20 protein-coding genes and 1 pseudogene are annotated in these 26540 nt (G+C 61.9%); 10 read left to right on the forward strand and 11 right to left on the reverse strand.

The window, feature by feature from the left end; translation table 11 throughout:
- Positions 1–10 precede the first annotated feature (10 nt).
- Both K1567_RS05405 and K1567_RS05410 read left to right on the forward strand, forming a co-directional pair.
- Positions 11–973, forward strand: coding sequence for an AraC family transcriptional regulator (locus K1567_RS05405; RefSeq protein WP_220699023.1), 963 nt, complete (start codon positions 11–13; stop codon positions 971–973).
- Between the two features lie 98 nt (positions 974–1071).
- Positions 1072–1668, forward strand: a complete 597-nt coding sequence (locus K1567_RS05410; protein WP_220698227.1) for a glutathione S-transferase family protein — start codon at positions 1072–1074, stop codon at positions 1666–1668.
- A gap of 137 nt (positions 1669–1805) precedes the next feature.
- On the opposite strand, the gene K1567_RS05415 is transcribed toward K1567_RS05410, so the two are convergent.
- Positions 1806–2573 (reverse strand): SDR family NAD(P)-dependent oxidoreductase, encoded by a 768-nt coding sequence (locus tag K1567_RS05415; RefSeq protein ID WP_040267950.1) that lies wholly within the window; start codon positions 2571–2573, stop codon positions 1806–1808.
- 136 nt (positions 2574–2709) lie between these two features.
- Here K1567_RS05415 and K1567_RS05420 point away from each other — a divergent pair, with 136 nt between their 5' ends.
- Positions 2710–3858: an aldose epimerase family protein gene (locus tag K1567_RS05420; protein ID WP_220698228.1), complete on the forward strand. Its 1149-nt coding sequence runs from the start codon at positions 2710–2712 to the stop codon at positions 3856–3858.
- Between the two features lie 460 nt (positions 3859–4318).
- On the opposite strand, the gene araH is transcribed toward K1567_RS05420, so the two are convergent.
- From araH to K1567_RS05455, 7 genes are read right to left on the reverse strand one after another with little or no spacing between them, the layout of a single operon-like run.
- Entirely contained in the window at positions 4319–5287 is a 969-nt protein-coding gene (araH, locus tag K1567_RS05425; RefSeq protein WP_034138983.1) for an L-arabinose ABC transporter permease AraH, read from the reverse strand.
- A gap of 9 nt (positions 5288–5296) precedes the next feature.
- Positions 5297–6799 carry an L-arabinose ABC transporter ATP-binding protein AraG gene (gene araG / locus K1567_RS05430; protein ID WP_220698229.1) on the reverse strand — a complete coding sequence of 501 codons (1503 nt, stop codon included), beginning with the start codon at positions 6797–6799 and terminating at the stop codon, positions 5297–5299.
- The gene (locus tag K1567_RS05435) at positions 6796–7800 is read right to left on the reverse strand and encodes a substrate-binding domain-containing protein (protein WP_034096887.1); all 1005 of its coding nucleotides are present in this window, start codon (positions 7798–7800) and stop codon (positions 6796–6798) included. Before K1567_RS05435 ends, araG begins: the two co-directional genes overlap by 4 nt.
- Positions 7801–7836: 36 nt before the next feature.
- Positions 7837–8700 (reverse strand): SMP-30/gluconolactonase/LRE family protein, encoded by an 864-nt coding sequence (locus tag K1567_RS05440; RefSeq protein ID WP_169869093.1) that lies wholly within the window; start codon positions 8698–8700, stop codon positions 7837–7839.
- 27 nt (positions 8701–8727) lie between these two features.
- Positions 8728–10308, reverse strand: a complete 1581-nt coding sequence (locus K1567_RS05445; RefSeq protein ID WP_220698230.1) for an aldehyde dehydrogenase (NADP(+)) — start codon at positions 10306–10308, stop codon at positions 8728–8730.
- 10 nt (positions 10309–10318) lie between these two features.
- Positions 10319–11311, reverse strand: a complete 993-nt coding sequence (gene araD1 / locus K1567_RS05450; protein ID WP_040267945.1) for an AraD1 family protein — start codon at positions 11309–11311, stop codon at positions 10319–10321.
- Between the two features lie 16 nt (positions 11312–11327).
- Positions 11328–12650: an MFS transporter gene (locus K1567_RS05455; protein ID WP_034096883.1), complete on the reverse strand. Its 1323-nt coding sequence runs from the start codon at positions 12648–12650 to the stop codon at positions 11328–11330.
- A gap of 194 nt (positions 12651–12844) precedes the next feature.
- Between K1567_RS05455 and K1567_RS05460 the strand changes: the two genes are divergently transcribed.
- The gene (locus K1567_RS05460) at positions 12845–14581 is read left to right on the forward strand and encodes an IlvD/Edd family dehydratase (RefSeq protein WP_034112990.1); all 1737 of its coding nucleotides are present in this window, start codon (positions 12845–12847) and stop codon (positions 14579–14581) included.
- Between the two features lie 48 nt (positions 14582–14629).
- Entirely contained in the window at positions 14630–15352 is a 723-nt protein-coding gene (locus K1567_RS05465) for a FadR/GntR family transcriptional regulator (protein ID WP_034096881.1), read from the forward strand.
- Between the two features lie 1027 nt (positions 15353–16379).
- On the opposite strand, the gene K1567_RS05470 is transcribed toward K1567_RS05465, so the two are convergent.
- Entirely contained in the window at positions 16380–18506 is a 2127-nt protein-coding gene (locus tag K1567_RS05470) for a TonB-dependent siderophore receptor (protein ID WP_220698231.1), read from the reverse strand.
- A gap of 194 nt (positions 18507–18700) precedes the next feature.
- Entirely contained in the window at positions 18701–19792 is a 1092-nt protein-coding gene (locus K1567_RS05475) for an NADH:flavin oxidoreductase/NADH oxidase (protein WP_034097355.1), read from the reverse strand.
- Between the two features lie 90 nt (positions 19793–19882).
- On the opposite strand from K1567_RS05475, the gene K1567_RS05480 reads away from it, so the two are divergent.
- Complete coding sequence (locus K1567_RS05480) at positions 19883–20182, forward strand: helix-turn-helix transcriptional regulator (protein WP_047882561.1); 300 nt, start codon at positions 19883–19885, stop codon at positions 20180–20182.
- Positions 20183–20188: 6 nt separating this feature from the next.
- Here K1567_RS05480 and K1567_RS05485 read toward each other — a convergent pair whose 3' ends face one another.
- Positions 20189–20647 carry a metallophosphoesterase family protein gene (locus tag K1567_RS05485; protein ID WP_040267939.1) on the reverse strand — a complete coding sequence of 153 codons (459 nt, stop codon included), beginning with the start codon at positions 20645–20647 and terminating at the stop codon, positions 20189–20191.
- A 238-nt stretch (positions 20648–20885) separates the two neighbouring features.
- Between K1567_RS05485 and K1567_RS05490 the strand changes: the two genes are divergently transcribed.
- From K1567_RS05490 to K1567_RS05500, 4 genes and pseudogenes are all read left to right on the forward strand, one after another.
- On the forward strand, positions 20886–21776 hold the full coding sequence (locus K1567_RS05490; RefSeq protein WP_213549324.1) for a bestrophin family protein: 891 nt from the start codon (positions 20886–20888) through the stop codon (positions 21774–21776).
- Positions 21777–21920: 144 nt separating this feature from the next.
- Positions 21921–23003: pseudogene (locus K1567_RS27885) on the forward strand (cache domain-containing protein); the annotation flags it as partial.
- A gap of 93 nt (positions 23004–23096) precedes the next feature.
- Positions 23097–23864: a methyl-accepting chemotaxis protein gene (locus K1567_RS27890; protein ID WP_371264003.1), complete on the forward strand. Its 768-nt coding sequence runs from the start codon at positions 23097–23099 to the stop codon at positions 23862–23864.
- A 175-nt stretch (positions 23865–24039) separates the two neighbouring features.
- Positions 24040–26448, forward strand: a complete 2409-nt coding sequence (locus K1567_RS05500; RefSeq protein WP_220698232.1) for a glucose/quinate/shikimate family membrane-bound PQQ-dependent dehydrogenase — start codon at positions 24040–24042, stop codon at positions 26446–26448.
- The last annotated feature ends 92 nt before the right edge of the window (positions 26449–26540 follow it).

Here is a 26540-nt window from a genome sequence, read left to right on the forward strand (position 1 = left end):
CAAAACCCCGATGCCAACCGACACCGCGTTCACGCTGTCTTCCGAACTGATCAACGAACTGCTGCGCAGCATGCGCCTGCGCGGCGTGCAATACCGGCGCATCCAGGCCGGGCCGGTGTTCGGTATCGGCTTTGCGGCTAAACCGGGTCACGCGTATTTCCATTTCCTGGCCGCCGGCTGCGCGACCTTGCGTATGGAGGACGGCAGCCTCTTTGAACTGTCGGCGGGAAATGCGGTGTTTATCGCCCACGGTGGCGCGCATGCGCTGTCATCCCAACCGGATGCCCCCGTGCAGGACATCGCCAGCTTCAACGCAGCGTCGCTGGGCGATACCGTGTGTGCCGTCAACGCCTCGCCCGATGAGCCTGCCAATAACCTGCTGTTCAGCGCCTGCATGGAGTTCGAACTCGACAGCATCCAGGGCCTGGGCAACCTGATGCCGGCCTTGATGCTGATCGACGCCGGCGGCCAGCGTTACCCCGGCCTGATGCCGATCCTGGCAGTGATGGAGCGCGAAGTTTCCAGCGCCCGCATCGGCTATGCCGGCATCCTGGCGCGTCTGGCCGATGTAGTGGCAGCGATGATCGTGCGCGGCTGGGTCGAATGTGCGTGCGCCAATGCGTCGGGCCTGGCAGCCGCCTTGCGCGACAACCGCCTGGCGGGCGCCCTGCTCGCCCTGCACCAGCAACCGGGCCGCGACTGGAGCGTGGCCGAGCTGGCGGCGCACTGTCATACCTCGCGCTCGGTGTTCGCGGACCGTTTCCAAGCCACCCTGGGGGTGCCACCGCTGCGTTACGTAACCGAACTGCGCATGCGCCTGGCCAGTCAATGGTTGACCTTGGAGCGCCTGCCCATCGAAGAGGTGGCGTACCGCCTGGGGTATACCTCACAGGCCGCTTTCAGTCGCGCCTATAAACGCATCACCGGGCAACCGCCGGGCGCCAGCCGCCAAGGTTTCAGAAGCCCGGCATAAGACATGCTCGTCGACCGACTGAGCCATGCAAGCATTGCGCGGGGCGACCGAGGAACCTTAATCTCCAAACCCATCACCCTGACAGCAATGGAGGCTTCATGAAACTGATCGGTATGCTCGACTCGCCCTACGTACGCCGCGTCGCCATTTCTCTGGATCTGTACGGGGTGGATTTTGTGCATGAGCCCTTGTCCGTGTTCCGCACCTTCGACGAATTTGCGCAGATCAATCCGGTGGTCAAGGCCCCGACCCTGGTGCTGGACGATGGCACGGTGTTGATGGACTCCAGCCTGATCCTGGAGTACCTCGAAACCCTGGCCCCGGCTGACAGGAAGTTGTTGCCCCAGCAGCCTGGCGCACTTGCCCGCGACCTGCACAGCCTTGGCTTGGCCCTGGCAGCTTGTGAGAAAAGCGTGCAGATCGTTTATGAGCACAACTTGCGCCCGGCCGAGAAGCTGCACGCGCCGTGGCTCGAACGCGTCAGTGGGCAGTTGCTCGCGGCCTATGGGTTGCTGGACAAACAGTTGGGCGACAGCGAAGCGCTGACCCAGGCGTCGATTACAGCGGCCGTTGCATGGTCGTTCAGTCAGTTCACGGTAGCCTCGGTGGTCCAGGCCGATGCGTTTCCCAACCTGCAACGGCATGCCGAGCGGCTGGAGCAGCATCCGGCGTTCAAGCGTTACCCGATCGCCTAAGCGCCGCAGTTCAAATGTGAGAAGGGGCTGGCCCCCGATGGCAGTGGGTCAGTCACTGATGCATTAGCTGACCCACCCTCATCGGGGGCAAGCCCCCTCCCACATTGATCTGGGTTGTTTGAACTGCAGTGTTCGGCTCAGACCCAGCCGCCATCAACGATAAAGTTCTGCGCCGAACACATCGCCGACGCGTCGGAGGCCAGGAATAGCGCCATATTGGCGATATGTTCCGGCAGTACGCTGCCGGGCAGGCACTGGCTGCGCGCGATCAGGTCCTTGGCGGCGTCATCGACCCACATGGCCAGCTGTTTTTCGGTCATCACCCAGCCCGGCACCAGAGTGTTGACGCGGATGCGGTCCGGGCCCAGCTCGCGGGCCAGGGCACGGGTCATGCCGTGGGCGGCAGCTTTGCTAGCGGCGTACACCGGGTAGCCGGCGGAGGCCATCATCCAACCCACCGAACCCAGGTTGATAATCGAGCCGCTGCCGGCATTTTTCATCATTGGCACCACAGCCTTGGCCGCAAAAAACGCATGCTTGAGGTTGACCGCGATAAGCCGGTCGAAGGTGTCCGAGTCAACTTCTTCCAGGGTGTGACGCACATCGTTGGCGGCGTTGTTGACCAACACGGTGATCGGGCCGAGGGACTGTTCGAAGCGCCCGATGGCGGCCTTGTAGGCGATCTCGTCGGTGATGTCGCAGCAGACAAACTCCACCGCGTCCCCGCGTGAACTCAACAGCGCCGCCAGGCGTTCGCCCTGGCTTTGCGCGCGATCCACAAAACCAACCTTGGCGCCCTGGGCGGCAAACGCGCGAACCATGAATTCGCCGATCCCGGAGGCGCCCCCAGACACCAATACAGTCTTGCCCTTGAGGTCGGGGTAAACGGCGTGCTCAGTACTCATACAGTGATGCCTCGCTTAATTAGTCTTATTTTATTTTACGAAACGACGGTTAAAGGCTATAAATTCGCTGTCATAACGACAAAATATCGCTATTAGTAGAACTATTCCACTCAAAACAACAAAAGGAAGTTCGATCATGAAGCACCCTCGATACCTGCTCTCCGGCCTGGCGCTGTCGATGCTGATCGCCAGCGGCGGCGTTCAGGCGGCCGGCTTGTCCAGCGAGCACAAACCCTTCGGTAAAACCAACGACGGCACGCCGGTCGAACAGTACATCCTGCGCAACAGCCACGGCATGCAAGCCACAGTGATCACCTACGGCGGCGTGCTGCAGTCGCTCAAAGTGCCGGACAAGCATGGCAAGGTCGACGACGTGGTGCTGGGCTTCGACGACGTGCAAGGCTATCAGAGCGGTACCGCGTTTTTCGGCGCCACCATCGGACGCTTCGGCAATCGCTTGGCCGGCGGTGCTTTCGAACTGGACGGCAAGCGCTACCAAGTGCCCCTCAACGACGGCCCCAACTCGCTGCATGGCGGCGCCCAGGGCTTCGACAAGCAGGTGTGGAAAGCCGAGCCGGTCAAGGACAAAGATTCGGTCGGCTTGAAGCTGAGTTACCTGTCCAAGGACGGTGAGATGGGCTTCCCTGGCAACCTGACCACCGAGGTCACCTACCGCCTTAACGACAAGAACGAACTGCACATCGACTACAAAGCCAGCACCGACAAACCGACGGTGCTCAACCTCACCAACCACAGCTACTTCAACCTCGCGGGCGCGGGCAATGGCGATATCCTCAAGCAGGTCGCGACCTTGCACGCCAGCCACTACACCCCGGTGAATGCTACGTTGATTCCGACCGGTGAACTGGCGCCGGTCAAGGGCACGCCGATGGATTTCCTCAAGCCGACGCCTATCGGTCAGCACATCAAAGAAGACCATCCGCAGCTCAAGTTTGCCGAGCCGAAACAAGGCGGCTTTGACTTCAACTGGGCCCTGGACACCCAAGGCGACGTCAAGCAACTGGCTGCCGAAATCCACGACCCCGAATCCGGTCGGCGCTTGCAGCTCTACACCAGCGAACCGGGCGTGCAGTTCTACACCAGCAACTTCCTCGACGGTTCGGTGAAGGGCAAAGCCGGCAAGACGTACCTGCACTGGAGTGGTTTTACCCTGGAGACCCAACACTTTCCCGATGCGCCGAACCAGCCCAAGTTTGCCTCGACCCGCTTGAACCCTGGGCAGACCTACACCCAACATACGGTGTTCAAGTTCAGCGCTGATTAACACCGCTTTACTGTGGCAGGGCTTGCCCCCGATTGCGGAGTGTCAGTCTGCATTTTTGCTTCTGATACACCGCTATCGGGGGCAAGCCCCCTCCCACCTTTTGATTTCACATGACCAAGGCTCAGCGTTGTTTCATGGGCTCGATCACCGCTGTCAGCAACAACATCGAAGCGCCCTCCCACCTTTTGATTTCACATGACCAAGGCTCAGCGTTGTTTCATGGGCTCGATCACCGCTGCCAGCACCAGCATCGATCCCCCTCCCAGCTTTTGATTTCACATGACCAGGGCTCATCGCTGTTTCATGGGCTCGATCACCGCTGCCAGCAACAACATCGAACCGCTTTACTGTGGGAGGGGGCTTGCCCCCGATTGCGGAGTGTCAGTTTGCATTTTTGTTTCTGATCTACCGCTATCGGGGGCAAGCCCCCTCCCACATTGAGTCCTTACGGGGCATGGAGTCAGCGTTGTTTCATGCGGTCGATGACCACGGCCAGCAGCAGGATGGAGCCGCGGATTACATACTGGTAGAAGGTGTCGATGTTCTTCAGGTTCATCGCGTTTTCGATGATCGCCAGGATCAGCACACCCGCGATCACGTGGCGGATCATGCCGATGCCGCCACTCAGCGACACGCCGCCCAGTACGCAGGCCGAGATGACGGTCAGTTCGAAACCCTGGCCGATCATCGGTTGGCCCGAGGTCATGCGTGAGGCCAAAATCACGCCGGCCAGGGCACCGATCAGGCCGTGTACGGCGAAGATCAGGATCTTGGTGCGATCCACATTCACGCCCGCCAGCAACGCCGCTTCCGGGTTGCCGCCGATGGCCATGGTGTTGCGCCCATAGGTGGTGTAGTTGAGCAGCCAGCCGAAAAACACAAAGCACGCCAGGGTGATCAGGATCGGCACCGGCACGCCGAACAGTTGGCCGTTACCAAAGATAAAGAACTGCTCCTGGGACACCCCCACCGCTTTGCCATCGGCAAAGATATAGGCCAGGCCGCGCACGATTTGCATGGTTGCCAGTGTGGTGATCAGCGCGTTGACCCGCAGTTTGGCGATCACGATGCCGTTGATCAGCCCCACCACCAGGCCCATCAGCAATGCCGCGCCAATGCCCAGCATGACGCTGTCGGTGTCGCGCATGACGATGGCCGCGACCACCCCGGCGCAGGCGATTACCGAGCCCACCGACAGGTCAAAATGCCCCGAGGCCAGGCAGAACAGCATGGTGCAGGCGGCGATGCCCACGGTGGAAATCGCCAGGCCCAGGCCGCGCATGTTCAGCGGCGAGAGGAAGTTGTCGATCAGCAAGGCGCACAACACGAAGATGGCGATGGCCGCCAGCAGCATCGCCCAGTTGTCGAGCAAGGCGCGCATGTCCAGGGGTTTGCGTGCCGTGGGCAGCGCGTTGTTTTGAGTGGTCATGGTTTTCTCTCAGTTCGTCACGCGGCGCGGCAAGGCCAGCTGCAGCAGGTTGGATTCAGTGGCGTGTTCGCGCGGGTGTTCGCCGCGCAGCGCGCCTTCGCACAGCACCAGGATGCGGTCGGCGATGCCCATCACTTCCATCAGGTCGCTGGACACCACGATCACCGCGATGCCCTGCGCCGCCAGGTTGTGGATGATCTGATAGATCTCGGCCTTGGCGCCGATGTCGATGCCGCGGGTCGGTTCGTCGAGCAACAGCACTTTCATCGGCATCGACAGCCAGCGGCCCAAAATGGCTTTCTGCTGGTTGCCGCCGGAGAGGTACAGGATCTTCTGCGCGGCGTTCGGGGTTTTGACTTTCATCGCCTGGATCTGGTGCGCGGCGTTGCCCTTTTCCCAGCCCTCGCGCAGCAGCCAGCCGAACCGCGAGTGGGCGCCACGAGCACTGATGTTGATGTTCTCGGCCACGCTGGACAGCGGGATGATGCCTTCCTTTTTGCGGTCTTCGGGGCACAGCAGCACCCCGGCGGCGATGGCGTCGCGCGGCGAGCGCAACTGCAATGGCTCACCCTCCAGCGCCAGGCTGCCGGCGCTGGCACGCTCCAGGCCGCTGAGCAGACGGAACAGCTCCGTACGCCCGGCCCCCACCAGGCCGAACAGGCCGAGGATTTCGCCTTTGCGCACCTGGAAACTCACCGGCTCGCGCAGCCCAGGGCCAAGCAGACCGTCGACCTTGAGCGCCACCTCGCCGTGCTCGCGCGGGCGGTAGTCGTAGATGTCCTGAATATCGCGACCGACCATGCAGGTCACCAACTGGTCGTGGGTCAGCGCGCTCATGTCCTCGAACGTACGCACGTAGCGGCCGTCCTTGAACACCGTGACCGCGTCGCAGATGCGGAACACTTCTTCCATGCGGTGCGACACGTAGAGCACCACTTTGCCCTCGTCGCGCAGGCGCGTGATGATCGCCATCAAACGCTCGATCTCCCGCGCCGACAGGCTGCTGGTGGGCTCGTCGAAGGCGATCACATGGGCGCCCCGGGACAGCGCCTTGGCGATTTCCACCAATTGGCGCTGGCCCAGGGACAGACGCCCCAGCTTCTGGTCCGGGTCGATTTCATCGGCCAGGCCCTTGAGGCACGCCAGGGCCTGCTTGCGCAGCAGGCCACGGTTGACCACGCCCCAGCGCGTGGGCAAATGGCCGAGGAACAGGTTCTCGGCCACGCTCATTTCCGGCACCAGGTGCAGCTCTTGGTGAATCACCGCCACGCCGCTGGCGATGCTGTCGGCCGCGCATTTGAAGGCCAGGGTCTGCGCGCCGATCTGCAGCGCGCCGCTGCTGGGGATATAGGCCCCGCCGAGGATCTTCAGCAGGGTCGATTTGCCCGCGCCGTTCTCGCCCATCAACGCATGCACTTGCCCGGGCTGGGCGGTAAAACTGATGCCGTCCAGCGCCTTGACCCCGGGAAAGGTCTTGCCGATGCCGTCAAACCGCAAGGCCGCAGCGGTCATTTCCACAGCCCGATCTTGGTCAGTTCTTCCTGGAAGTTGGCGCGGGTGATCAGGGTTACTTCGTCCATGGCGGTGTATTTAGGCGGCTCTTTGCCGGTGGTCACCCACTCGAACATCATCTCGGCGGTTTTGTAGCCTTCGATATGCGGGCTTGGCAGCATGGAGCCGTAGAAGCCGCTGTCGGGTTTTTTCAGTTCGCCGATGGCATCGGTGCCATTGATGCCGATCCCGATCACATTGGCCGCCTTGAAACCGGCCGCTTCAGTGGCGCGCACGCCGCCGAGCACGGTGTTGTCGTTCATACCGCCGATGATCAGGTTTTTCACGCCGCTTGGGAGTTTGACCAGCGCCGAGTTGGCGGCGTCCATGCTGCCCGGTACGTCCAGGGTTTTCAGCGGCGCGGTGAGGATATGGTCCGCGGGGATGCCGGCTTTCTTCAGCGAATCGATCGAACCGTCGGTGCGTTTCTTACCGGTATCGAGCTCGTTGAAAGTGGTGATCACCGCGTAGGTTTCTTTCCAGTCCCAACCGCGTTTTTTCGCCTCATCCGCCATGGCAGCGCCCTGCTTCTGGCCTACCTCGAACGCGGCCATGCCCAGGTACGGCACGTCTTCCATAAACTTGCCCTTGGCGTCGACGAAACGGTCGTCCACCGCCATGACTTTCATATCGTTGAGCTTGGCCTTGGCCACAATCGCCGGGCCGAGGGACACATCCGGTGGGCAGATCACAAAACCCTTGGCGCCGTTGGCGGCCAGGCTGTCGATGGCCGAGAGGGTCTTCTCGCCGTCGGGCACGGCGATCTTGATCAACTCAAACCCCTTGTCCTTGGCGGCCTTTTCAGCGAAGGCCCACTCGGTCTGAAACCAAGGTTCTTCGGCTTGTTTGACCAGGAAGCCGATTTTGACTGTATCAGCGGCCAACACCAGCCCGCTCAAGCTCATGGCCGATACCGCCACAGCGGCGCAGCACAGGGAACGGATACCACGACGACGATTCATACGGGTGACTCCTTGTTATTGTTGTTAGCGCTTGGGTTAACCGGCAAAGCGATGGCAAGGTTTGCCAGGTACATCGACATCGATAGCCAGCACGGCACCGTCCAAGGGGTGATCCAGAGGACTGGCCGCACTGGTAATAAACAGAGTGGTGAGTTCGGGCCCACCAAACACGCAACTGGTGGGGCGGCTGACCGGCAGCTCGATGACTCGATCCACCTCGCCCGTGGGCGTCAGCCGCAGCAAGCAACCGCCGTCCCAGCGGGCGTTCCAGATATAACCGTCGGCGTCCATCGCCGAGCCGTCCGGCCCGCCACGCGGATGCGGACCGAACCACAGCGTGGGCGACTCCAGATGGCCATTGGCCGAAATGCCGTGCCGGTAAAGCGTGCCGTCCAGGCTGTCACCGAAGTGCACCTGGCTGCCGTCGTCGCTCCACAGCAAGGTATTGGGAATACCCAACCCTTGCAGCAATGGCGTGACCGTGGCGTCGGCGTCCACGCGGAACAGGCCGCCGGAGCGCCGCGTGATCGGCAGGTCCTCACCCTGCTCGCCGATGTTGTTCTGCATGGTGCCCAACCACAGCCGCCCCTGGGCATCGCAACGCGCTTCATTGCCACGGTTGCCGGGGTGCGGATCGGCCTGGCACAGCAGGGTCAGGGCCTCGGTGGCCAGGTCCAGGCGGTAGACGCCACTGCTCAAGGTCACCAGCGCATCGCCGCGTTCGCAGGGGATGAACGCCGAGACATGCTCGGGCATCCGCCACATGCGCAGTTGCCCATCCATCAGGCGCAGCGCCTGTTTGCCGGCGATATCCACCCAATACAACGCCTGGGTCGGACCGTCCCAGAACGGGCCCTCCCCCAACTGCGCACGGTGTGCGGTCACTGCGCTCAACGACATATAGCCTCCTGGACGCGGGTTGGGTGTTTACAGCGGATCGCGCGACGGCGTGCCGTCCACCAAGCGCTGGATACGCAGCGGGTTGGCATTTTTCAGCGCATCGGGCAGCAGGCTGTCAGGGTAGTTCTGGAAACACACCGGACGCAGGAAGCGGTCGATGGCCAGGGTGCCGACCGAAGTGCCACGGGCATCGGAGGTCGCTGGGTACGGACCGCCATGCACCATCGAATCGCAGACCTCCACCCCGGTCGGGTAGCCGTTGAGCAGAATGCGCCCGACCTTCTGCTCCAGCAGTGGCGTAAGTTCGGCGAACTGCTGCAAGTCGCCCGGCTCGCCGATAAGCGTCGCCGTCAGTTGCCCATGCAGGCCTTGCAATGCGGCGCTGAGCTGGGCCTGATCGGCGACTTCGACAAACACCGTGGTGGGGCCGAAGACTTCTTCCTGCAGTGCCTCATCGCCGTTGATCAATAAACTGGCGTCAGCCTTGAACAGCTGCGGCTGGGCCTGATTGCCGGATTGGGCATTGCCCGCCAGGTGCTGGATACCAGGGTGCGCGAGGAGTTTTTCCAGGCCCTTTCCATAGCTGCTCAAAGTGCCGGCGTTGAGCATGGTTTGCGCCGGTTGCTCGCCGATCAACTGCGCCACTTGCTGGGTGAATGCGCTGAATTCGGGCGAGGCGATCCCGATCACCAGGCCTGGGTTGGTGCAGAACTGGCCGCAGCCTTGCACCACCGAGGCGGTCAGGTCGCGGGCCAAGGTGTCTGCCCGTGCCTGTAGGGCCTGGGGCAGCACGATCACCGGGTTGATGCTCGACATCTCGGCAAACACTGGGATCGGTTGCGGGCGCGCCGCCGCCATGTCGCACAGGGCGCGACCGCCTTTGAGCGAGCCGGTAAAGCCCACCGCCTGGATCGCCGGGTGCTTGACCAACGCTTCACCGACGCCGCCGCCGAAGATCATATTGAACACGCCGGCGGGCATCTCGGTGGCCTCGGCCGCGCGGATGATCGCATCGGCCACGCATTCGGCCGTCGCCATATGCCCGCTGTGGGCCTTGAACACCACTGGGCACCCGGCCGCCAGCGCGGCTGCGGTGTCGCCGCCGGCTGTGGAGAACGCCAGCGGGAAGTTGCTTGCACCGAACACCGCCACCGGGCCGAGGCCGATGCGGTATTGACGCAGGTCCGGACGCGGCAGTGGTTGGCGGTCCGGCAGGGCTTTGTCGATGCGCGCGCCGTAGAAGTCACCGCGCCGCAGCACGGTGGCGAACAGGCGCATCTGGCCGCTGGTGCGACCGCGTTCGCCTTTGATGCGGGCGGCCGGCAGCGCGGTTTCGCGGCACACCAACTCGACGAAATGATCACTCAGGGCATCCAGTTCGTCGGCAATCGCGTCGAGGAACTGCGCACGGCGCGCGGCGCTCAAGGCGCGGTACGCCGGGTACGCGGCGGCGGCGGCCTGGGCGGCGGCGTCGACCTCTTGCGGAGTGGCCTGGAAGAAAACCTGAGGCAAGGTTTCGCCGGTGGCCGCGTCGACGCTGTGCAGCTTGGTGCTGCCCTGGGCGCTGCGCTGGCCGCCGATGTAGTTGTGGCCGATAAACTGGGTCATGGTGCTCTCCTTAAAGGGTGACGACGTTGCCGGGTTCGAATACCGCATCGGCCTGGCCGACACTGTTGATCAGCGGCGCGCCGAACTCGGCCTGGCTGATCTCGAACACATCCCCCGGTTGGGTACGTATACCGTCGGCGAATGACAGCGTGGCGGTGCCGAAGAAATGAATATGCACATCGCCCGGCGTGAGGAACTGACTGTACTTGAAGTGGTGGTACTCAAGGTTTTCCAGGCTGTGGCACATGTTGGCCTCGCCGCTGAGGAATTCGTTTTCCCAGATCACCTGGCCGTCGCGCAGCAGGCGGCTGGTGCCGGCCAGGTGCTGGGGCAATTCGCCCACGCGCAGCTCGGGGCCATAGCTGCAACTGCGCAGTTTGGAGTGGGCCAGGTACAGGTAATTCTTGCGCTCCATGACATGGTCGGAGAACTCGTTGCCCACCGCAAAACCCAGACGATACGGCTTGCGGTCGTGGCCGATGACGTACAGGCCGCCGATCTCCGGCTCTTCGCCGGCGTCTTCGGCAAAGGGTGGCACCGGGAACGCCTGGCCAGGGCGCACCACGATGCTGCCGTCGCCTTTGTAGAACCATTCCGGTTGCACCCCCGCCTGACCGACGGCGGGCTTGCCGCCCTCCACGCCCCATTTGAAGATGCGCATGGTGTCGGTCAACGTGGCTTCGTCGCCGGCCTGTTGGTGCATTTTGTCGCGAGCGGCGGCGCTGCCCAGGTGGGTCAGGCCGGTGCCGCTGATCAGCATATGGGCCGGGTCCGGATGGTCCAGCGGCGGCAGGATCTTCTGTTCGGCGAGCAACGCGGCGTAGTCATGGCTGTCGCCCAAGCCCAGGCTGTCGACCTGCTGCTGCAATGAAGCCCCGGCTTCGATGGCGGCCAGCGCCAGTTCGCGCACGCTGCCGGCGCCCTGCACTTCGCGTAACCGGGTGCCATCGACAACGCCGACCCGGCGCTCGCCGTTATTGAGTTCGAACTGCACTAAACGCATCAGCTTTCTCCTTGAATTAAGTACGGGTGGCACCACGGGCGCTGGCGGCGAACTGGTCGGCTGGCAGCACATGTTTGCGCTCCAGCACGCGGTAGACCACGCCGGTCAACACCAGGCCGAACAGCATCACGCCGGACAGGAAATACAGGCCCGAGGCCAGGTTGCCGGTGTACTCCTTGAGCGCGCCGATCACGAACGGACCGATATAACCGCCCAGGTTGCCCACCGAGTTGATCAGGGCAATGCCCGCCGCCGCACTGGCGCCGGCGAAGAAACGCCCCGGCAAGGTCCAGAACACTGCGGTGCAGGAAAACATCGCGAACGCCGCCAGGCACAACGCCGCCATTTGCAGCACCGGCGCGCCGAGCCAGGCGCTGAAGAACAGGCCGGTGGCACCCAGTACATACAGCACGGCAAGGTGGCCGTAGCGATCATTCAAACGGTCGGAACTGCGCGGGATGATCAGCAGGCCGATGATGCCGAAGATATACGGCACGGCCGAGATAAAGCCGGTAACCAGGTCCGTGCCGCCGAACTGTTTGATCAGGGTCGGCAGCCACAGGCCCAGGCCATAGATGCTCAGGGTCACCGGCAGGTAGAACAGCGCCAGCAACAGCACGCGCTTGTCCTTGAGGGCATGCAGCGGGTTGCCGTGACGGGTCTGGCCGTAGGCCTGCAGATCTTTGGCCAGCTCGCCGGTGAGCCAGGCTTTCTCGTCCTCGCTCATCCATTTGACCTGTTTGGGGCCGTCCGGCAGCCAGCGCAGCACCGGCCAGGTCAGCAGGATCGCCGGGGTGCCGATCACGATGAACAGCCACTGCCAGCCATGCAGACCGAGGATGCCGTCCATGCCCAGCAGGCCGCCGGATACCGGGCCGGTGATCATCATGGCGATGGGTTGGGAGAGGATGAACAGGCCGAGGATCTTGCCGCGATGGCGCACCGGGAACCATTGGGTGATGTAGTACAGCACGCCGGGAAAGAACCCGGCTTCCGCCGCGCCGAGCAGAAAACGCATCACATAGAAGCTGTGCGGCCCCTGCACAAAGGCCATCCCGATGGTGATGGTGCCCCAGGTGATCATGATCCGCGCGAACCAACGCCGGGCGCCGAAGCGGTCGAGCATCAGGTTGCTGGGAATCTCGAACAGGAAGTAGCCGATAAAGAACAGGCCCGCGCCCAGGCCATAGGCGGCGTCACCGATGCCGACATCGGCGCCCATGTGCAGCTTGGCGAAACCCACGGCGGAACGGTCCACGTAGGCGATCAGGTACAGCAGGATCAGGAAGGGAATCAGTTTCAGCGTGATGCGCCGAATAAGCCGCAGTTCCTGGCTCATGGGGGTCGATCTCCGATTGTTGTTTTTATAGAAGCTCGGGCGACGCCTCTCGCGATAACTCGCCAGGGCCACACCTCAGTTGAGATCGACTATATAGTAGTACTATTTACGAAACAACACTTCCAAATGGAAGATTTTGCGCTTATGTTTAGCCGCAGAGAGAACATATAGTCATACAATAAGAGAAATCGATCATGTCTGATAAAAAGCCCGGCCTACGCTCCGCCCAGTGGTTCGGTACTGCCGATAAGAACGGCTTCATGTACCGCAGCTGGATGAAGAACCAGGGCATCGCCGACCACCAGTTCCATGGCAAGCCGATCATCGGTATTTGCAACACCTGGTCGGAGCTGACTCCGTGCAACGCGCACTTCCGTCAGATCGCCGAGCACGTCAAACGTGGGGTGATCGAGGCCGGTGGCTTCCCGGTGGAATTCCCGGTGTTTTCCAACGGCGAGTCGAACCTGCGCCCTACCGCCATGCTCACCCGCAACCTGGCGAGCATGGATGTAGAAGAAGCCATTCGCGGCAACCCCATCGACGGCGTGGTGCTGCTGACCGGCTGCGACAAGACCACCCCGGCCCTGCTGATGGGCGCCGCCAGTTGCGACGTACCGGCGATCGTGGTGACGGGCGGGCCGATGCTCAACGGTAAGCACAAGGGCCAGGACATTGGTTCGGGCACGGTGGTGTGGCAACTGAGTGAGCAGGTCAAGGCCGGCACCATCACCCTGGATGATTTCCTCGCGGCCGAGGGCGGTATGTCCCGTTCGGCGGGCACCTGCAACACCATGGGCACCGCCTCGACCATGGCCTGCATGGCGGAAGCCCTCGGCACTTCCCTGCCGCACAACGCCGCGATTCCCGCAGTGGATGCGCGCCGTTATGTGCTGGCGCATATGTCGGGCATGCGTGCGGTGGAGATGGTGCGTGAAGACCTGCGCCTGTCGAAGATCCTCACCAAAGAAGCCTTTGAAAACGCGATTCGGGTCAACGCGGCCATCGGCGGTTCGACCAACGCGGTGATCCACCTTAAAGCCATTGCCGGGCGTATCGGCGTGGACCTTGAACTGGACGACTGGACCCGCATCGGTCGCGGTATGCCGACTATCGTGGACTTGCAGCCCTCCGGGCGTTTCCTGATGGAAGAGTTCTACTACGCCGGCGGCCTGCCTGCGGTGCTGCGTCGCCTGGGCGAAGCCAACCTGATCCCACACCCGAACGCGCTGACCGTCAACGGCAAGACCCTGGGCGAAAACACCCAGGATTCGCCGATCTACGGCCAGGACGAAGTGATCCGCACTCTGGATAACCCGATCCGCGCCGACGGCGGCATCTGCGTGCTGCGCGGCAACCTGGCGCCGCTCGGTGCAGTTCTCAAGCCGTCGGCGGCCAGCCCGGAATTGATGCAGCATCGCGGCCGTGCGGTGGTGTTCGAGAACTTCGACATGTACAAGGCGCGCATCAACGACCCGGAGCTGGAGGTGGACGCCAACTCGATCCTGGTCATGAAAAACTGCGGGCCCAAGGGTTACCCAGGCATGGCCGAAGTCGGCAATATGGGCCTGCCGGCCAAGCTGCTGGCCCAGGGCGTGACCGATATGGTGCGCATTTCCGATGCGCGCATGAGCGGCACGGCCTACGGCACCGTGGTGCTGCATGTGGCACCGGAAGCTGCCGCCGGCGGGCCCTTGGCCACGGTGCAGGAAGGTGACTGGATCGAGCTGGACTGCGCCAACGGCCGCTTGCACCTGGACATTTCCGACGCCGAGCTGGCGGCGCGCATGGCCGACCTCAAGCCGCCACAGGACCTGATCGTCGGCGGCTATCGCCAGCTATACATCAACCATGTGCTGCAAGCGGACCAAGGCTGCGACTTTGACTTTCTGGTGGGTTGCCGCGGGGCGGAAGTCCCACGGCATTCCCACTAATTGGGATGCTATGATGCCGCGAATTTAAGCCAGAGCATCCCGCCCGTTATGGATCACCAGCCGTCCAAGCCGCGCAAGAGCATGCATGCCCAGATCGTCCAGGACTTGGGCATGCACATCGTTTCCGGTCGCTTCAAGCCAGAAGAACGCCTGCCCATGGAGGCCACGCTCTGCGAGGAGTACAAGGTCAGCCGTTCGGTGTTGCGCGAGGCGACCCGCGTGCTCAGTGCCAAGGGCCTGGTGTACTCCAAGCCACGGGTGGGTGCGGTGGTGCGGCCACGGCTCAAATGGCACCTGCTCGACCCGGACGTGCTGTCCTGGTTGATGCAGTCCACGCCCCATAGCGAGTTTTTCAATACCCTGGCCGGTGTGCGGCGCATCCTCGAACCGGAAATCGCCGCCATGGCCGCGACCACCGCCACCGACGATGACATCGCCATCATCGAAAAGGCCTACCACGGCATGGAGACCGCGCAGACCCACGAACAGCTGCTACAGGCCGACCTGGACTTCCACCGCGCCATCGCCGACGCCACCCGCAACGACCTGCTGGCATATATGTGCAACATGCTGTCGCTGCCGTTGCGCGAATCGATCAACATCACCAACCGCCGCCCCGACATCCAGGGCCTGAGCCTGCCTCGGCATAAAGCCATCCTCACCGCCATCCAGAACCGCGATGCCCTGGGCGCGCGGCATGCGTCGCTGGTGCAGCTGGATGACACGCGGGTAGCGTTGGATACGGTGATGAATGTACTCACCCCGCTCTAAAGCCAAGTGAAAGGACAGGTGGGAGGGGGCTTGCCCCCTCCCACAGTTAAATTCCTCTGGGCCACCACCCGGCAACTCGGTGCATTTGGCCCCGATAGCCATAGATATCTACACACGTTTCAAAGGCTGAAATAAATCTGTGGTGAGCGGGCTTGCCCCGCGCTGGGCTGCGAAGCAGCCCCAAACCCAGGCACCTCGGTGTGTCAGCTAAACCACATCGCCTGGAATGGGGCCGCTTCGCAGCCCAGCGCGGGGCAAGCCCGCTCACCACAGCAAGCCCTCTCACCACAGCAAGCCCTCTCACCACAGAAGGCCCTCTCACCACAGCAAGCCTGCTCACCACGAGAACCTCATTTTCTCAGGCTATGTCACCGAAGATATGCAGCCACCAACCCTAACCACGATGCGAAGCGAGCCGCTCTTGCTCTTGCTCTTGCTCTTGCTCTTGCTCTTGCTCTTGCTCTTGCTCTTGCTTTTGCTTTTGATCTCAGGCGCCCCAAATCAATGTCGGATTACGGGCACACCGAGCCTAGGCGAGGTGCCGAGTGGTGGGGCAAAGCGTTTTTGGTTACTTTTGGCGCTCTTCCAAAAGTGACCCGCCGTAAGAGCGGAACCCATAGCCGCCGTGACCGCAGCAACGGATATGTACTCGGTTTGACCCAACTTCCTGGTCGGCTGTCAGGCCGCCATCGGGGGCAAGCCCCCTCCCACAGTTAAATTCCTCTGGGCCATCACCCGGCAACTCGGTGCATTTGGCCCCGATAGCCATAGATATCTACACACGTTTCAAAGGCTGAAATAACTCTGTGGTGAGCGGGCTTGCCCCGCGCTGGGCTGCGAAGCGGCCCCAAACCCAGGCACCTCGGTGTGTCAGCTAAACCACATCGCCTGGAATGGGGCCGCTTCGCAGCCCAGCGCGGGGCAAGCCCGCTCACCACAGCAAGCCTCAACCCAGCAAGCCCCCTCCCACACTTAGCTCCAACTATCTAGTTACGCCCCTATGCCATTGCAAGCCGACAAGACGGCGTTACAAGGTGTAGGCAATACCAACCTGCACCGTACGCGGCGCGCCGGGGTACGCGTAGATATTGCCGAACGCACCCTCTTCGTACTCGCGGTTGAACAGGTTCTTCACGTCCAGGTTAAGACGGATCTTGTCGTTGACCTTGTAGTAGCTGAGCAGGTCGACGACGGTGTAGGCGTCCATGGAAAACGGAGTATTAGAAGTTTGCCCGACACGTTCGGCGACATATTTGCCGCCCGCGCCTAAGCCTAGACCTTTAAGAGCACCATCCTGAAACTCGTACACGTTGAGTAAGCTGAAGCTGTTGCGTGGAATATTTGCTAGACGCGAGCCGACACGAATTGAATTGTCTTTAGTCACCTCAGCATCTACATAAGCGTAACCGCCGATCACACGCCACTGAGGGGTAATGTTCCCGGCAATATTGAGGTCGAAGCCGCGACTGCGGACTTGACCCGCTGCGACCTTAGAGTTTTGGTCCTGGGGATCTGTAGTCAGTACATTTTTCTTATCGATCTGATAGATCGCAGCGTCAACGCTCAACTGACGGTCCAGCCCTTCCCATTTGATACCCATCTCATAGGACTTCCCTTTCTCCGGCTCAAATCCGCTGCCCTCACGACTGGCGCCGGTATTGGGTTTGAATGAGCGGGCTGCGCCGGCATAGACCGCAAGCGTATCTGTAAGGTCGTATATAACACCTACACGTGGGGTAACCGCGTTATCACTCGCCTCCCAGCTTTTAGTATTGGATACGTACGTTTCATACTCATGCTCAAAACGCTCAAAGCGTGCGCCTGCCAGGACTTTCAAGCGCTCGGTTAAAGCTACCTGATCCTGAATGAATGCAGAGTAAGTCTTGAGGTTTTCTTTATCGTGGGTTGGAGTAAGCGTCAATTCCGGACGAAGTTTTCCGTAGACAGGATTGAAGATGTCGGTTGTATAAGGGTTAACCTTCGGATCGGAGCGTTGAATGATCGACTTATAATCGTAATCCTCATACTCGATACCGGTCAGCAACGTATGCTCAAGGCTGCCCGTAGAGAAATGGCCGGTTAGATTGAGTTGATAATCCTTGTCAGTCCAATCCAGCTTGCGGTAGTTGAAGTTGCGGCTGAGAGTCCGCCCGTCGCCGGCCAAAGTATTGGCCTCGATGGCATTCCCCTGCAACGTCCCATCCAACCACTGAAACCCACCCCCCAACGTCCAGCTGTCGTTGAGCATATGCTCGAAACGCAACTGAGCCATGTTGTTGTCGTTGTGCAGCTTGCCCACGTCCTTGTCACCCCAGAACGTGTCGCGGGACGGCGTGCCGGCCTGGTTGGGGAAACGCGTCAGGCCACGGTCCAGCGGATGGTTATTGCGCATGAAATCGCCTTCGAAGATCACCTTGGTGTCATCGCTGGCCTGCCAGGTGAGGACCGGGGTGACGCCGTAGCGTTCGGTCGACACATGATCACGGAAGGTGTCGCCGCCCTCGCCCACCACGTTCAGGCGATAGGCCAGGCGGCCTTCTTCGTCCAGCGGGCCGGAGGCGTCCAGCGTGCCGCGCTGCATGCCCTGGTCGTTCAACTGGCTGCCTAGGGTCACCGTGCGTTCGGCCAGCGGTTGCTTGGACACGACATTGAAGGTGCCGCCCGGATCGCCACGGCCGTACAGCATGGTGGCCGGGCCGCGCAGCACTTCCAGGCGCTCGATGGTGTTGGCGTCCGGCATGTTCGGGTAGCCACGGTTGATCGGGAAGCCGTTACGGTAGAACTCGCCGGTGGTGAAGCCGCGCACGGTAAACGTGGTGAGGCCCTGCCCGCCGAAGTTGTTGGCGCGGCCTACACCGCCGGCGTAGTCGAGAGCATCTTGCAGGCGCGTTGCGCCGAGGTCTTCGACCACGTCCTTGGACACCACGCTGATGGACTGCGGTGTTTCGTGGATGGCGGTGTCGGTGCGCGTCGCACTGGCCGAACGCGTGGCGTGGTAGCCCTTGACGGGACCTTGCGCCGTCTCGTAATCCCCTTCGCCAGTGACCGTGGTCGCTTGTAACTCAAGGCTGGCGGATGGCGTGGTGACCTCCTGCGCCCAGGTAAAAGGGGAAAACGCCTGAAGGACACACAGGGAAATCAGCGTACGACGCATGGGTGTTCAGCCTAGTGAATGAGCCAGATGGGACGGCAAACCTGCCAAGAATTCGCCGCGAATGGTATATCAAGTCATTCGTGTTTGATATCTGTTCTCATTCGTTATTTTTCGTGTATCCGCTGTGTATCAACTCAATGGCCAGACGTAAAAAAGCCACTCGATTGAGTGGCTTCCATTACCTCGCCAGGACCTTAGCGATAGCGCTCAAGCCAATGCGCATAAGGCGCCGGCAAGGTCCAGGCGGATTTCTCCACGCCTAATTCTTTGGCGGCGAAATACGCCCAATGGGGGTCGGCCAGGTGCGCGCGCCCCACCGACACCAGGTCCAGCTGACCGGCCTGCAACGCGCCTTCAGCCAGTTGCGGGGTGCCGAAGCCCCACGCGGAGGTCACCGGTATGCCGGCTTCCCGCCGCACACGTTCGGCAATCGGCCCCATGAAAGCCGGGCCCCACGGAATGTTGGCGTCCGGAATGGTGAAACCGACGCTGACGCTCAGCAAGTCCAGGCCGCCGGCCTTGAAACGACGCGCCAGTTCGATGGATTCGGTGAGGGTCTGCTCGTCACGGCCGTCGTACTCGATCACGCCAAAACGCGCGGTCAGCGGCAGGTTTTCCGGCCAGACTTCACGCACAGCGGCCAGGGTTTCCAGGAGGAAGCGGCTACGATTGTCGAAGCTGCCGCCGTAGGCGTCGGTGCGCTGGTTGGAATGTTCCGAGAAGAAACTCTGGCCCAGGTAGCCGTGGGCGAAGTGCAGTTCGATCCACTCGAAACCGGCGTCGCGGGCACGGCGCGCGGCATCGACGAAGTCCTGTTTGACCCGGGCAATGTCCTCCAGGGTCATGGCGCGCGGCACGTTGGGCAGGTTGGCACCGAACGCAATCGCAGACGGCGCGATGGTTTCCCAACTGCGGGCGTCGGAAGCAGGGATATGGTCATCGCCTTCCCACGGGCGATTGGCGCTGGCCTTACGTCCGGCGTGGGCGATCTGGATGCCTGGCACCGAACCTGCGGCCTTGATGGCTTTGACCATGGGCACAAAAGCTTCGGCGTGGGCATCGCTCCAGATGCCGGCACAGCCTGGGGTGATACGGCCTTCCGGGGCCACTGCGGTGGCTTCCACTACCAAAAGTCCCGCACCGCCGCGCGCCATGCCTGCCAGGTGAACATGGTGCCAATCGTTGACGATGCCGTCTTCGGCCATGTATTGGCACATTGGAGGAATAGCGATGCGATTGCGCAGGGTGACGTCTTTAAGGGTAAAGGGTTCGAATAGAGCGGACATCGTAAACTCCAAGAGCAGGTGACTGATTCGATAGTTCGATGGTAATCGAACAATAGTATTCAGCGATACCCCCCTGTTATGATTCGTTTCATGCGAGCCTTCAAACACCCTCCCCTACAAGACCTCACACTCGAACGCGTGCTCTACGCCCTGAGTGATCCGGTGCGCCTGGAGATCGTCCGATGCCTGGCCGGCGTGCCAGAAGCCACCTGCGGCGAACTGGATGGCGGGCGGCCCAAGTCGAGCATGTCCCACCACTTCCGCGTGCTGCGCGACGCCGGCCTGGTGAATACCCGCAGCGTGGGCACCACCCATATGAACTCGTTACGCAGGGATGAGCTTGAAAGCCGCTTTCCTGGTTTGCTCGCGTCCATTCTTGCCCAGCAATAAGCCGCTTCACTCCAGCAGTGACACCAAGCGAGCGTCGATAGTGCCCTCGTCTATTTCAAGCAGCGCCAGCGTCACCGGTAACTTGAAACGCCGGCGCCCCGCGCTGCCTGGGTTTACATACAGGATTTCACCGCGCCACTGGATCAACGGTTTATGCGAATGCCCGGTGATCACCAGGCGCGTGTGAGGCGTGAGCAATGCCGGGACATCGGCGACGTCATGCACCAGCAAAGTTGGGCAGCCGTTGAGCGTAACGTGCAGATGATCAGGCACCTGGCATGCCCATGGCGCATCCTGATCATTGTTGCCACGCACCACATGCAGCGGCGCGATGCCGGCCAGTTGCTCGATAATGTCGGCACTGCCAATGTCGCCCGCATGGACGATCTGCTCACAACCTTGCAGGGCCGCCACAGCTTCGGGCCGAAGAAGGCCGTGGGTATCGGAAATTACGCCGATCTTCATAGGGGCTCACTCTCGAAGGTTTGACTCAGCATACATAGGTATCTACACAACTCTTAGAGGCTGACAAGTGAGCAGGCGTGCCACACATTCAGCCAGGCCGCGATCTCAAACCTGCTGCCATCGCTGCCAAAATTGTTGCGCCCGGCGGCTTAAACGTTTCAGGTTGCGGCGAACCTAACGGGCTTGTCGGCGTCCGAGCTAAGGCACTGTTGCTTACCGTTCGCCGCGAGGTTGTCATTTGAAAGCCGCCATCATCAAAAAGTACCGCCTGGTCATCAAGACCATGGGCTACGTCGGCTGGTCATTGTTCTGGCTGTTGCTGTGGGACGTCGCCGTGACGGTGGACTTCATGCTGTTTCTCACAGCCAAGATCAACCTGCCGCTGATGCCCCTGACCCTGCTGGGCTCGGCACTCGTGGTGTTGATCAGTTTTCGCAACAGCAGCGCCTATAACCGTTGGTGGGAGGCCCGCACGTTGTGGGGGGCGATGGTCAACAATTCGCGCAGCTTTGCGCGCCAGGTGCTGACCCTGCTGGACGACCCCGGCAGTGAGGTCAACCCGATCAAATCCACGCTGTTACGCCGACATGTGGCCTATGTGAACTGCCTGGCCGCGCACCTGCGGGGCCAGCCGTGCCCCGATGAAGTGCGCGCGTTCATCCCTGCCGATGAGTTTGCGCGCAACAACGCGACCAATAATTTCGCCAACGACATCCTTACCGGTTCGGCGGCGTTGCTGGCCCGCGAATACAAGGCCGGGCATCTGGACAGCATTCGCCTGGCGCGGCTGGAGTCGACCCTGGTGGACCTGTCCAACGCCCAAGGCGGCATGGAGCGTATCGCCAACACGCCGCTGCCCTACCCCTACGTGTATTTCCCGCGCCTGTTTATCACCCTGTTCTGCCTGATCGTACCGGTGGGCCTGGTGGAATCCCTGGGCTGGTTTACCCCGCTGGCGTCCACGGTGGTGGGCTTTATGCTGCTGGCTATCGAACGCATCGGCACCGACCTGCAAAGCCCGTTCCGCTCCAGCGAACACCAGATCCAGATGGAAGCCATCTGCGAAACCATCGAGAAAAACCTGCAATCAATGCGCCGCGACACCCTGGCCGACAATTTGATCGGCTGAACCCACCTACGCGCCCTAAAGTGCGTGCCCTCTCGGTCGATAAAGAGGGTACGTACGCAAGGACCCACCCTTCATAACAACCCCTGCGACGCTCAGCACTACTGTTTGCCTTGCCAAAACTATAAATACCCGCGGGTGAAAGTCATGAATATCAAGCAGAAGCTGACCTGGGCGTTCGCGGCTATCGCGTGCGTGCCGGTCATCCTGGTAGCGGTACTGGTAGTGTTGAACCTGCGCGAGGGGGCCCAAGCCAATTTCCTCGACAGCAGCGGACGGGAAATCCGCCAGATCGACAATGGCATGAAGCAGTTCTTCGACGGCATCAGCCAGAACGTCGAGTACGTGGCCAAGGACCCGCGCGTAGTCGCGGCCAAAGACCTCAAGAGCTATGCCAGTGCCGACGCTGCGCAAATCCCGCTGACCCCAACCAATAAAGAGCTGCTGGCGATCTTCGATCAATTCGCCAAGAGCCATCCCACCACGGCCTACCTGTCCCTCGGCCTCGCCGACGGTGGCTACGCCAGCTGGCCCGACGACGCCAAGCTGACCAACTACGACCCGCGCGTACGCCCCTGGTACAAGGCAGCGGTTGCCGCGCCTGGCACCACGGTGCGCACCGGCGCGTACTACTGGGCACCGGACGACGTGGTGCTGATCGGCACCGTGCATACCGTGGCCGATGCCAGCGGCAATGTGCTGGGCGTGGTCGGCCTGGACGTGTCGCTCAAGCAACTGACCGAACTGGTCAAGAACATCAAGCTCGGTGACAGCGGTTACCTGATGCTGGTGGAAGGCAACGGCAACGTGCTGGTGGACCCCAGCGATGCCAAGCACAACTTCAAGCCTCTGGCCGACTTGGGCCCCAACTACGCCGAATTGGCCAAACGCGGCGACGGCGTGACCCAGATCGACATCGACGGCGTGGCCTATATGGCCAACGTGGTCAGTTCCAAAGACCTGGGCTGGCGCTTTATCGGCCTGATCAAGCGCGACGAAGTGATGGCCGGCGCCACCAGCCTGACCTGGTTGATCGCCGCCATCGCCGCAGCCCTGGCGGTGGTGTTCGCGATTGTCGGTGCCAGCTTTGCCAGCGTCATCGTGCGGCCGATTCGCGGCGTGGCCGACGGCCTGCAGGAAATCGCCGAAGGTGAAGGCGACCTTACCCGTCAACTCAAGGTGCAGGGCAAAGACGAAACTGCCACCCTGGCCGGCTGGTTCAACCAGTTCCTGGGCATGATCGCGCAACTGGTGCAGCGCATCGGTAACGCATCCTCCGATCTGCAGAGCGCCGCCGCCGACACCAGCGAAGTGGCCAACAATATGAACCAGGCCGCCGGGCGCCAGCGCGAAGCAGTGGAACTGGTGAGCACCGCGTTCAACGAGATGGTGGCCACCGCCAACGAAGTCGCACGCTCTTGCAGCGCCGCCGCTTCCAGCGCCGACGAAGGCTACCGCGACGTGCATGACGGCCAGCAACATATCGGCGAAGCCACCGGCAGCGTGTTGCGGCTCAGTGAAGACTTGCAGAAGTCGACCCAGACCATGCAGCAGTTGGAGCAGGACAGTAAAAACATCAACACCATCCTGGATACCATCCGCTCGATTGCCGAACAGACCAACCTGCTGGCGCTCAACGCCGCCATCGAAGCCGCCCGGGCCGGCGATCAGGGCCGCGGTTTTGCCGTGGTCGCCGACGAAGTCCGCGCCCTCGCCCGCCGCACCGCCGACTCCACCGGCGAGATCGACAGCCTGCTGGGCAACCTCGCCCGCCGCACCCAGGAAGTCACGCAGCAGATGCAAGGCAGCCTGTTGGTGTCCCATACCAGCGTGGAACGCATCCAGCAGGCCCGCGACAGCTTCGACAAGATCCGCGGCTCGGTGGACTCGATCCGCGACCAGAACACCCAGATCGCCACCGCCGCCGAAGAGCAGCACCAAGTCGCCGAAGAGATCAACCGCCACATCGCGCAGATCCATGCCGATGCGCAACTGGTCGAAGGCTTCGCACACTCGGCACAGACCGGCTCGGGCCGTTTGACCGATATTTCCGCTCAGCTCAAAGGCTTGGTGGGTCGCTTCAAGTTCTAGCCAAAGCACCGAAGGCGATCAATAAAGCCGCTTGTTTCTGACGGAACAAGCGGCTTTTTCATGCCCGAGCCCTCGCCATGGCCATTAAATTCAACTGCCAAGCAAAAATGTACTAACTAGTTACTTGTCTTGCTAACATTGCGCCTCTGCCCTCTCTCACTCGAGTCCTTTCGACATGAAACGAGCATCGCGCGCCGCTGGCGTCTCTAGATTCTTCCTGCTGGGCCTGGGCGTGATCATCGCCCTGCTCGGCCTTGCGCTGACCGTCGGCGGCGCCAAACTGGTCAGCCTCGGTGGCTCTTGGTATTTCCTGCTGGGCGGTGTGGCCATGGCGGTTGCCGGCCTGTTGATTGCCCGTCGCAAACCGGCCGGTGCGTGGCTGTTCGCCGCGTTTCTGATCGGCACCGCCGTGTGGGCGGTGGCAGAGGTGGGGCTGGTGTTCTGGCCGCTGTTTTCGCGATTGTTCATGTTCGCAGTGATCGGCCTGGTGGTGGCGCTGGCGTATCCGCTGCTGGCCAGCAAGCCGGCACGCGGCGCGTATGGTGTCGCGGCGGTATTGGCGGTGGGCGTGGCGGTGGCGGCGGGCAACATGTTTGTCGCGCACCCGAGCGTAGCGCCAACGGGGGCGGGCCCGGGTGTCACACCGGTGGTGCCGGCCGAGGCGCAGAAAGACTGGGCGCACTACGGCAACACTGAGGGCGGCAGCCGCTTTGCCGCCCTGGATCAGATCAACCGCGACAACATCGACAAGCTCAAAGTGGCCTGGACCTATCGCACAGGCGATGTGGCCATCAGCGACGGCAACGGTGCCGAAGACCAACTGACACCCCTGCAGATCGGCAACAAGGTGTTTATCTGCACGCCCCACAACAACCTGATCGCCCTGGACGCCGACACTGGCAAAGAGCTGTGGAAAAACCAGATCAACGCACAGTCGGCGGTCTGGCAACGATGCCGGGGCCTGGCCTATTTCGACGCCAGCGCGCCCATCGCCCAGCCGACCCAACCCAACAGCTCGCCGATCATCGCCGCCAGCGTTCCAGCCGGTGCACAGTGCCAGCGCCGTTTGCTGACCAACACCATCGATGCGCGCCTGATTGCCGTGGATGCCGACACCGGCCAGTTCTGCGAAGGCTTCGGCACCCATGGCCAGGTGGACCTCAAAGCCGGCCTCGGCAATGTGCCGGACAGTTACTACCAACTGTCCTCCGCCCCGCTGATCGCCGGGACCACCGTAGTGGTCGGTGGCCGCGTCGCCGATAACGTGCAGACCGATATGCCCGGCGGCGTGATCCGTGGTTTCGACGTAATCAGTGGGCACATGCGCTGGGCCTTCGACCCGGGCAACCCCGACGACAAACAAGCGCCGGCCGCTGGCAGCACTTATGTGCGCAGCACGCCCAACAGTTGGGCGCCGATGTCCTACGACCCGCAGATGAACACGGTCTTTCTGCCGATGGGCAGTTCGTCCACCGACATCTATGGCGTGGAGCGCACCGCGCTCAACCATAAATACGGCGCGTCCGTCCTGGCGCTGGACGCCTCCACCGGGGCCGAAAAGTGGGTGTACCAAACTGTCCACAACGACCTGTGGGACTTCGACCTGCCGATGCAGCCGAGCCTGATCGACTTCACCCCGCCGGGCAGCGACAAGGCCGTGCCTGCCGTGGTCATCGGCACCAAGGCCGGGCAGATCTACGTGCTCGACCGCGCCACCGGCCAGCCGCTGACCGAGGTCAAGGACGTGCCGGTCAAGGCCGCCAATATCCCCAACGAACCCTATTCGCCAACCCAACCCAAATCCGTGGGCATGCCGCAGATCGGCGCGCAAACCCTGAGGGAATCGGACATGTGGGGCGCCACCCCATATGACCAGTTGCTGTGCCGCATCGACTTCAAGGGCATGCGCTACGACGGCCTGTACACCGCGCCGGGCACGGATAAATCCCTGAGCTTTCCCGGTTCCCTGGGCGGCATGAACTGGGGCAGTCTTTCCACCGACCCGGTGCATGGTTTTATCTTCGTCAACGACATGCGCCTGGGCCTGTGGATCCAGATGATCCCGTCGCAGAACAAGGCCCAGGCCGCCTCCGGTGGCGAAGCGCTGAACACCGGCATGGGCGCGGTACCGCTCAAGGGCACGCCCTATGCGGTGAACAAAAACCGCTTCCTGTCGGTGGCTGGTATCCCCTGTCAGGCGCCGCCGTTCGGCACCCTGACCGCCATCGATATGAAAACGCAGAAAATCGCCTGGCAAGTGCCGGTGGGCACCGTGGAAGACACCGGTCCGCTGGGCATCCGTATGCACCTGCCGATCAAGATCGGCCTGCCGACGCTCGGCGGCACGCTGTCGACCCAGGGCGGCCTGATCTTTATCGCCGGCACCCAGGACTTCTACCTGCGCGCCTTCAACAGCGGCAACGGTGACGAAATTTGGAAAGCCCGCCTGCCCGTCGGCAGCCAGGGCGGCCCGATGACCTACGTGTCGCCGAAAACCGGCAAGCAATACGTCGTGGTGACTGCCGGCGGCGCGCGCCAGTCCACCGACCGGGGCGACTATGTGATCGCCTACGCCTTGCCATAACGCCTGCGTGCGCTCCGGCACTGCTTGAACATGTGGGAGGGGGCTTGCCCCCTCCCACATTTTGAGCCGGTTTTTTCAGTTAATACTGAGTA

The sequence above is a fragment of the Pseudomonas sp. S5F11 genome (assembly GCF_019641515.1).
GTDB lineage: Bacteria > Pseudomonadota > Gammaproteobacteria > Pseudomonadales > Pseudomonadaceae > Aquipseudomonas > Aquipseudomonas rhodesiae.

Bases quoted from the DNA above. Each gene is read 5' to 3' on its own strand.
- K1567_RS05405 (WP_220699023.1), top strand. From the start codon at position 11: ATGCCAACCGACACCGCGTTCACGCTGTCTTCCGAACTGATCAACGAA.
- K1567_RS05410 (WP_220698227.1), top strand. From the start codon at position 1,072: ATGAAACTGATCGGTATGCTCGACTCGCCCTACGTACGCCGCGTCGCC.
- K1567_RS05415 (WP_040267950.1), bottom strand. From the start codon at position 2,573: ATGAGTACTGAGCACGCCGTTTACCCCGACCTCAAGGGCAAGACTGTA.
- K1567_RS05420 (WP_220698228.1), top strand. From the start codon at position 2,710: ATGAAGCACCCTCGATACCTGCTCTCCGGCCTGGCGCTGTCGATGCTG.
- araH (WP_034138983.1), bottom strand. From the start codon at position 5,287: ATGACCACTCAAAACAACGCGCTGCCCACGGCACGCAAACCCCTGGAC.
- araG (WP_220698229.1), bottom strand. From the start codon at position 6,799: ATGACCGCTGCGGCCTTGCGGTTTGACGGCATCGGCAAGACCTTTCCC.
- K1567_RS05435 (WP_034096887.1), bottom strand. From the start codon at position 7,800: ATGAATCGTCGTCGTGGTATCCGTTCCCTGTGCTGCGCCGCTGTGGCG.
- K1567_RS05440 (WP_169869093.1), bottom strand. From the start codon at position 8,700: ATGTCGTTGAGCGCAGTGACCGCACACCGTGCGCAGTTGGGGGAGGGC.
- K1567_RS05445 (WP_220698230.1), bottom strand. From the start codon at position 10,308: ATGACCCAGTTTATCGGCCACAACTACATCGGCGGCCAGCGCAGCGCC.
- araD1 (WP_040267945.1), bottom strand. From the start codon at position 11,311: ATGCGTTTAGTGCAGTTCGAACTCAATAACGGCGAGCGCCGGGTCGGC.
- K1567_RS05455 (WP_034096883.1), bottom strand. From the start codon at position 12,650: ATGAGCCAGGAACTGCGGCTTATTCGGCGCATCACGCTGAAACTGATT.
- K1567_RS05460 (WP_034112990.1), top strand. From the start codon at position 12,845: ATGTCTGATAAAAAGCCCGGCCTACGCTCCGCCCAGTGGTTCGGTACT.
- K1567_RS05465 (WP_034096881.1), top strand. From the start codon at position 14,630: ATGGATCACCAGCCGTCCAAGCCGCGCAAGAGCATGCATGCCCAGATC.
- K1567_RS05470 (WP_220698231.1), bottom strand. From the start codon at position 18,506: ATGCGTCGTACGCTGATTTCCCTGTGTGTCCTTCAGGCGTTTTCCCCT.
- K1567_RS05475 (WP_034097355.1), bottom strand. From the start codon at position 19,792: ATGTCCGCTCTATTCGAACCCTTTACCCTTAAAGACGTCACCCTGCGC.
- K1567_RS05480 (WP_047882561.1), top strand. From the start codon at position 19,883: ATGCGAGCCTTCAAACACCCTCCCCTACAAGACCTCACACTCGAACGC.
- K1567_RS05485 (WP_040267939.1), bottom strand. From the start codon at position 20,647: ATGAAGATCGGCGTAATTTCCGATACCCACGGCCTTCTTCGGCCCGAA.
- K1567_RS27890 (WP_371264003.1), top strand. From the start codon at position 23,097: ATGAACCAGGCCGCCGGGCGCCAGCGCGAAGCAGTGGAACTGGTGAGC.
- K1567_RS05500 (WP_220698232.1), top strand. From the start codon at position 24,040: ATGAAACGAGCATCGCGCGCCGCTGGCGTCTCTAGATTCTTCCTGCTG.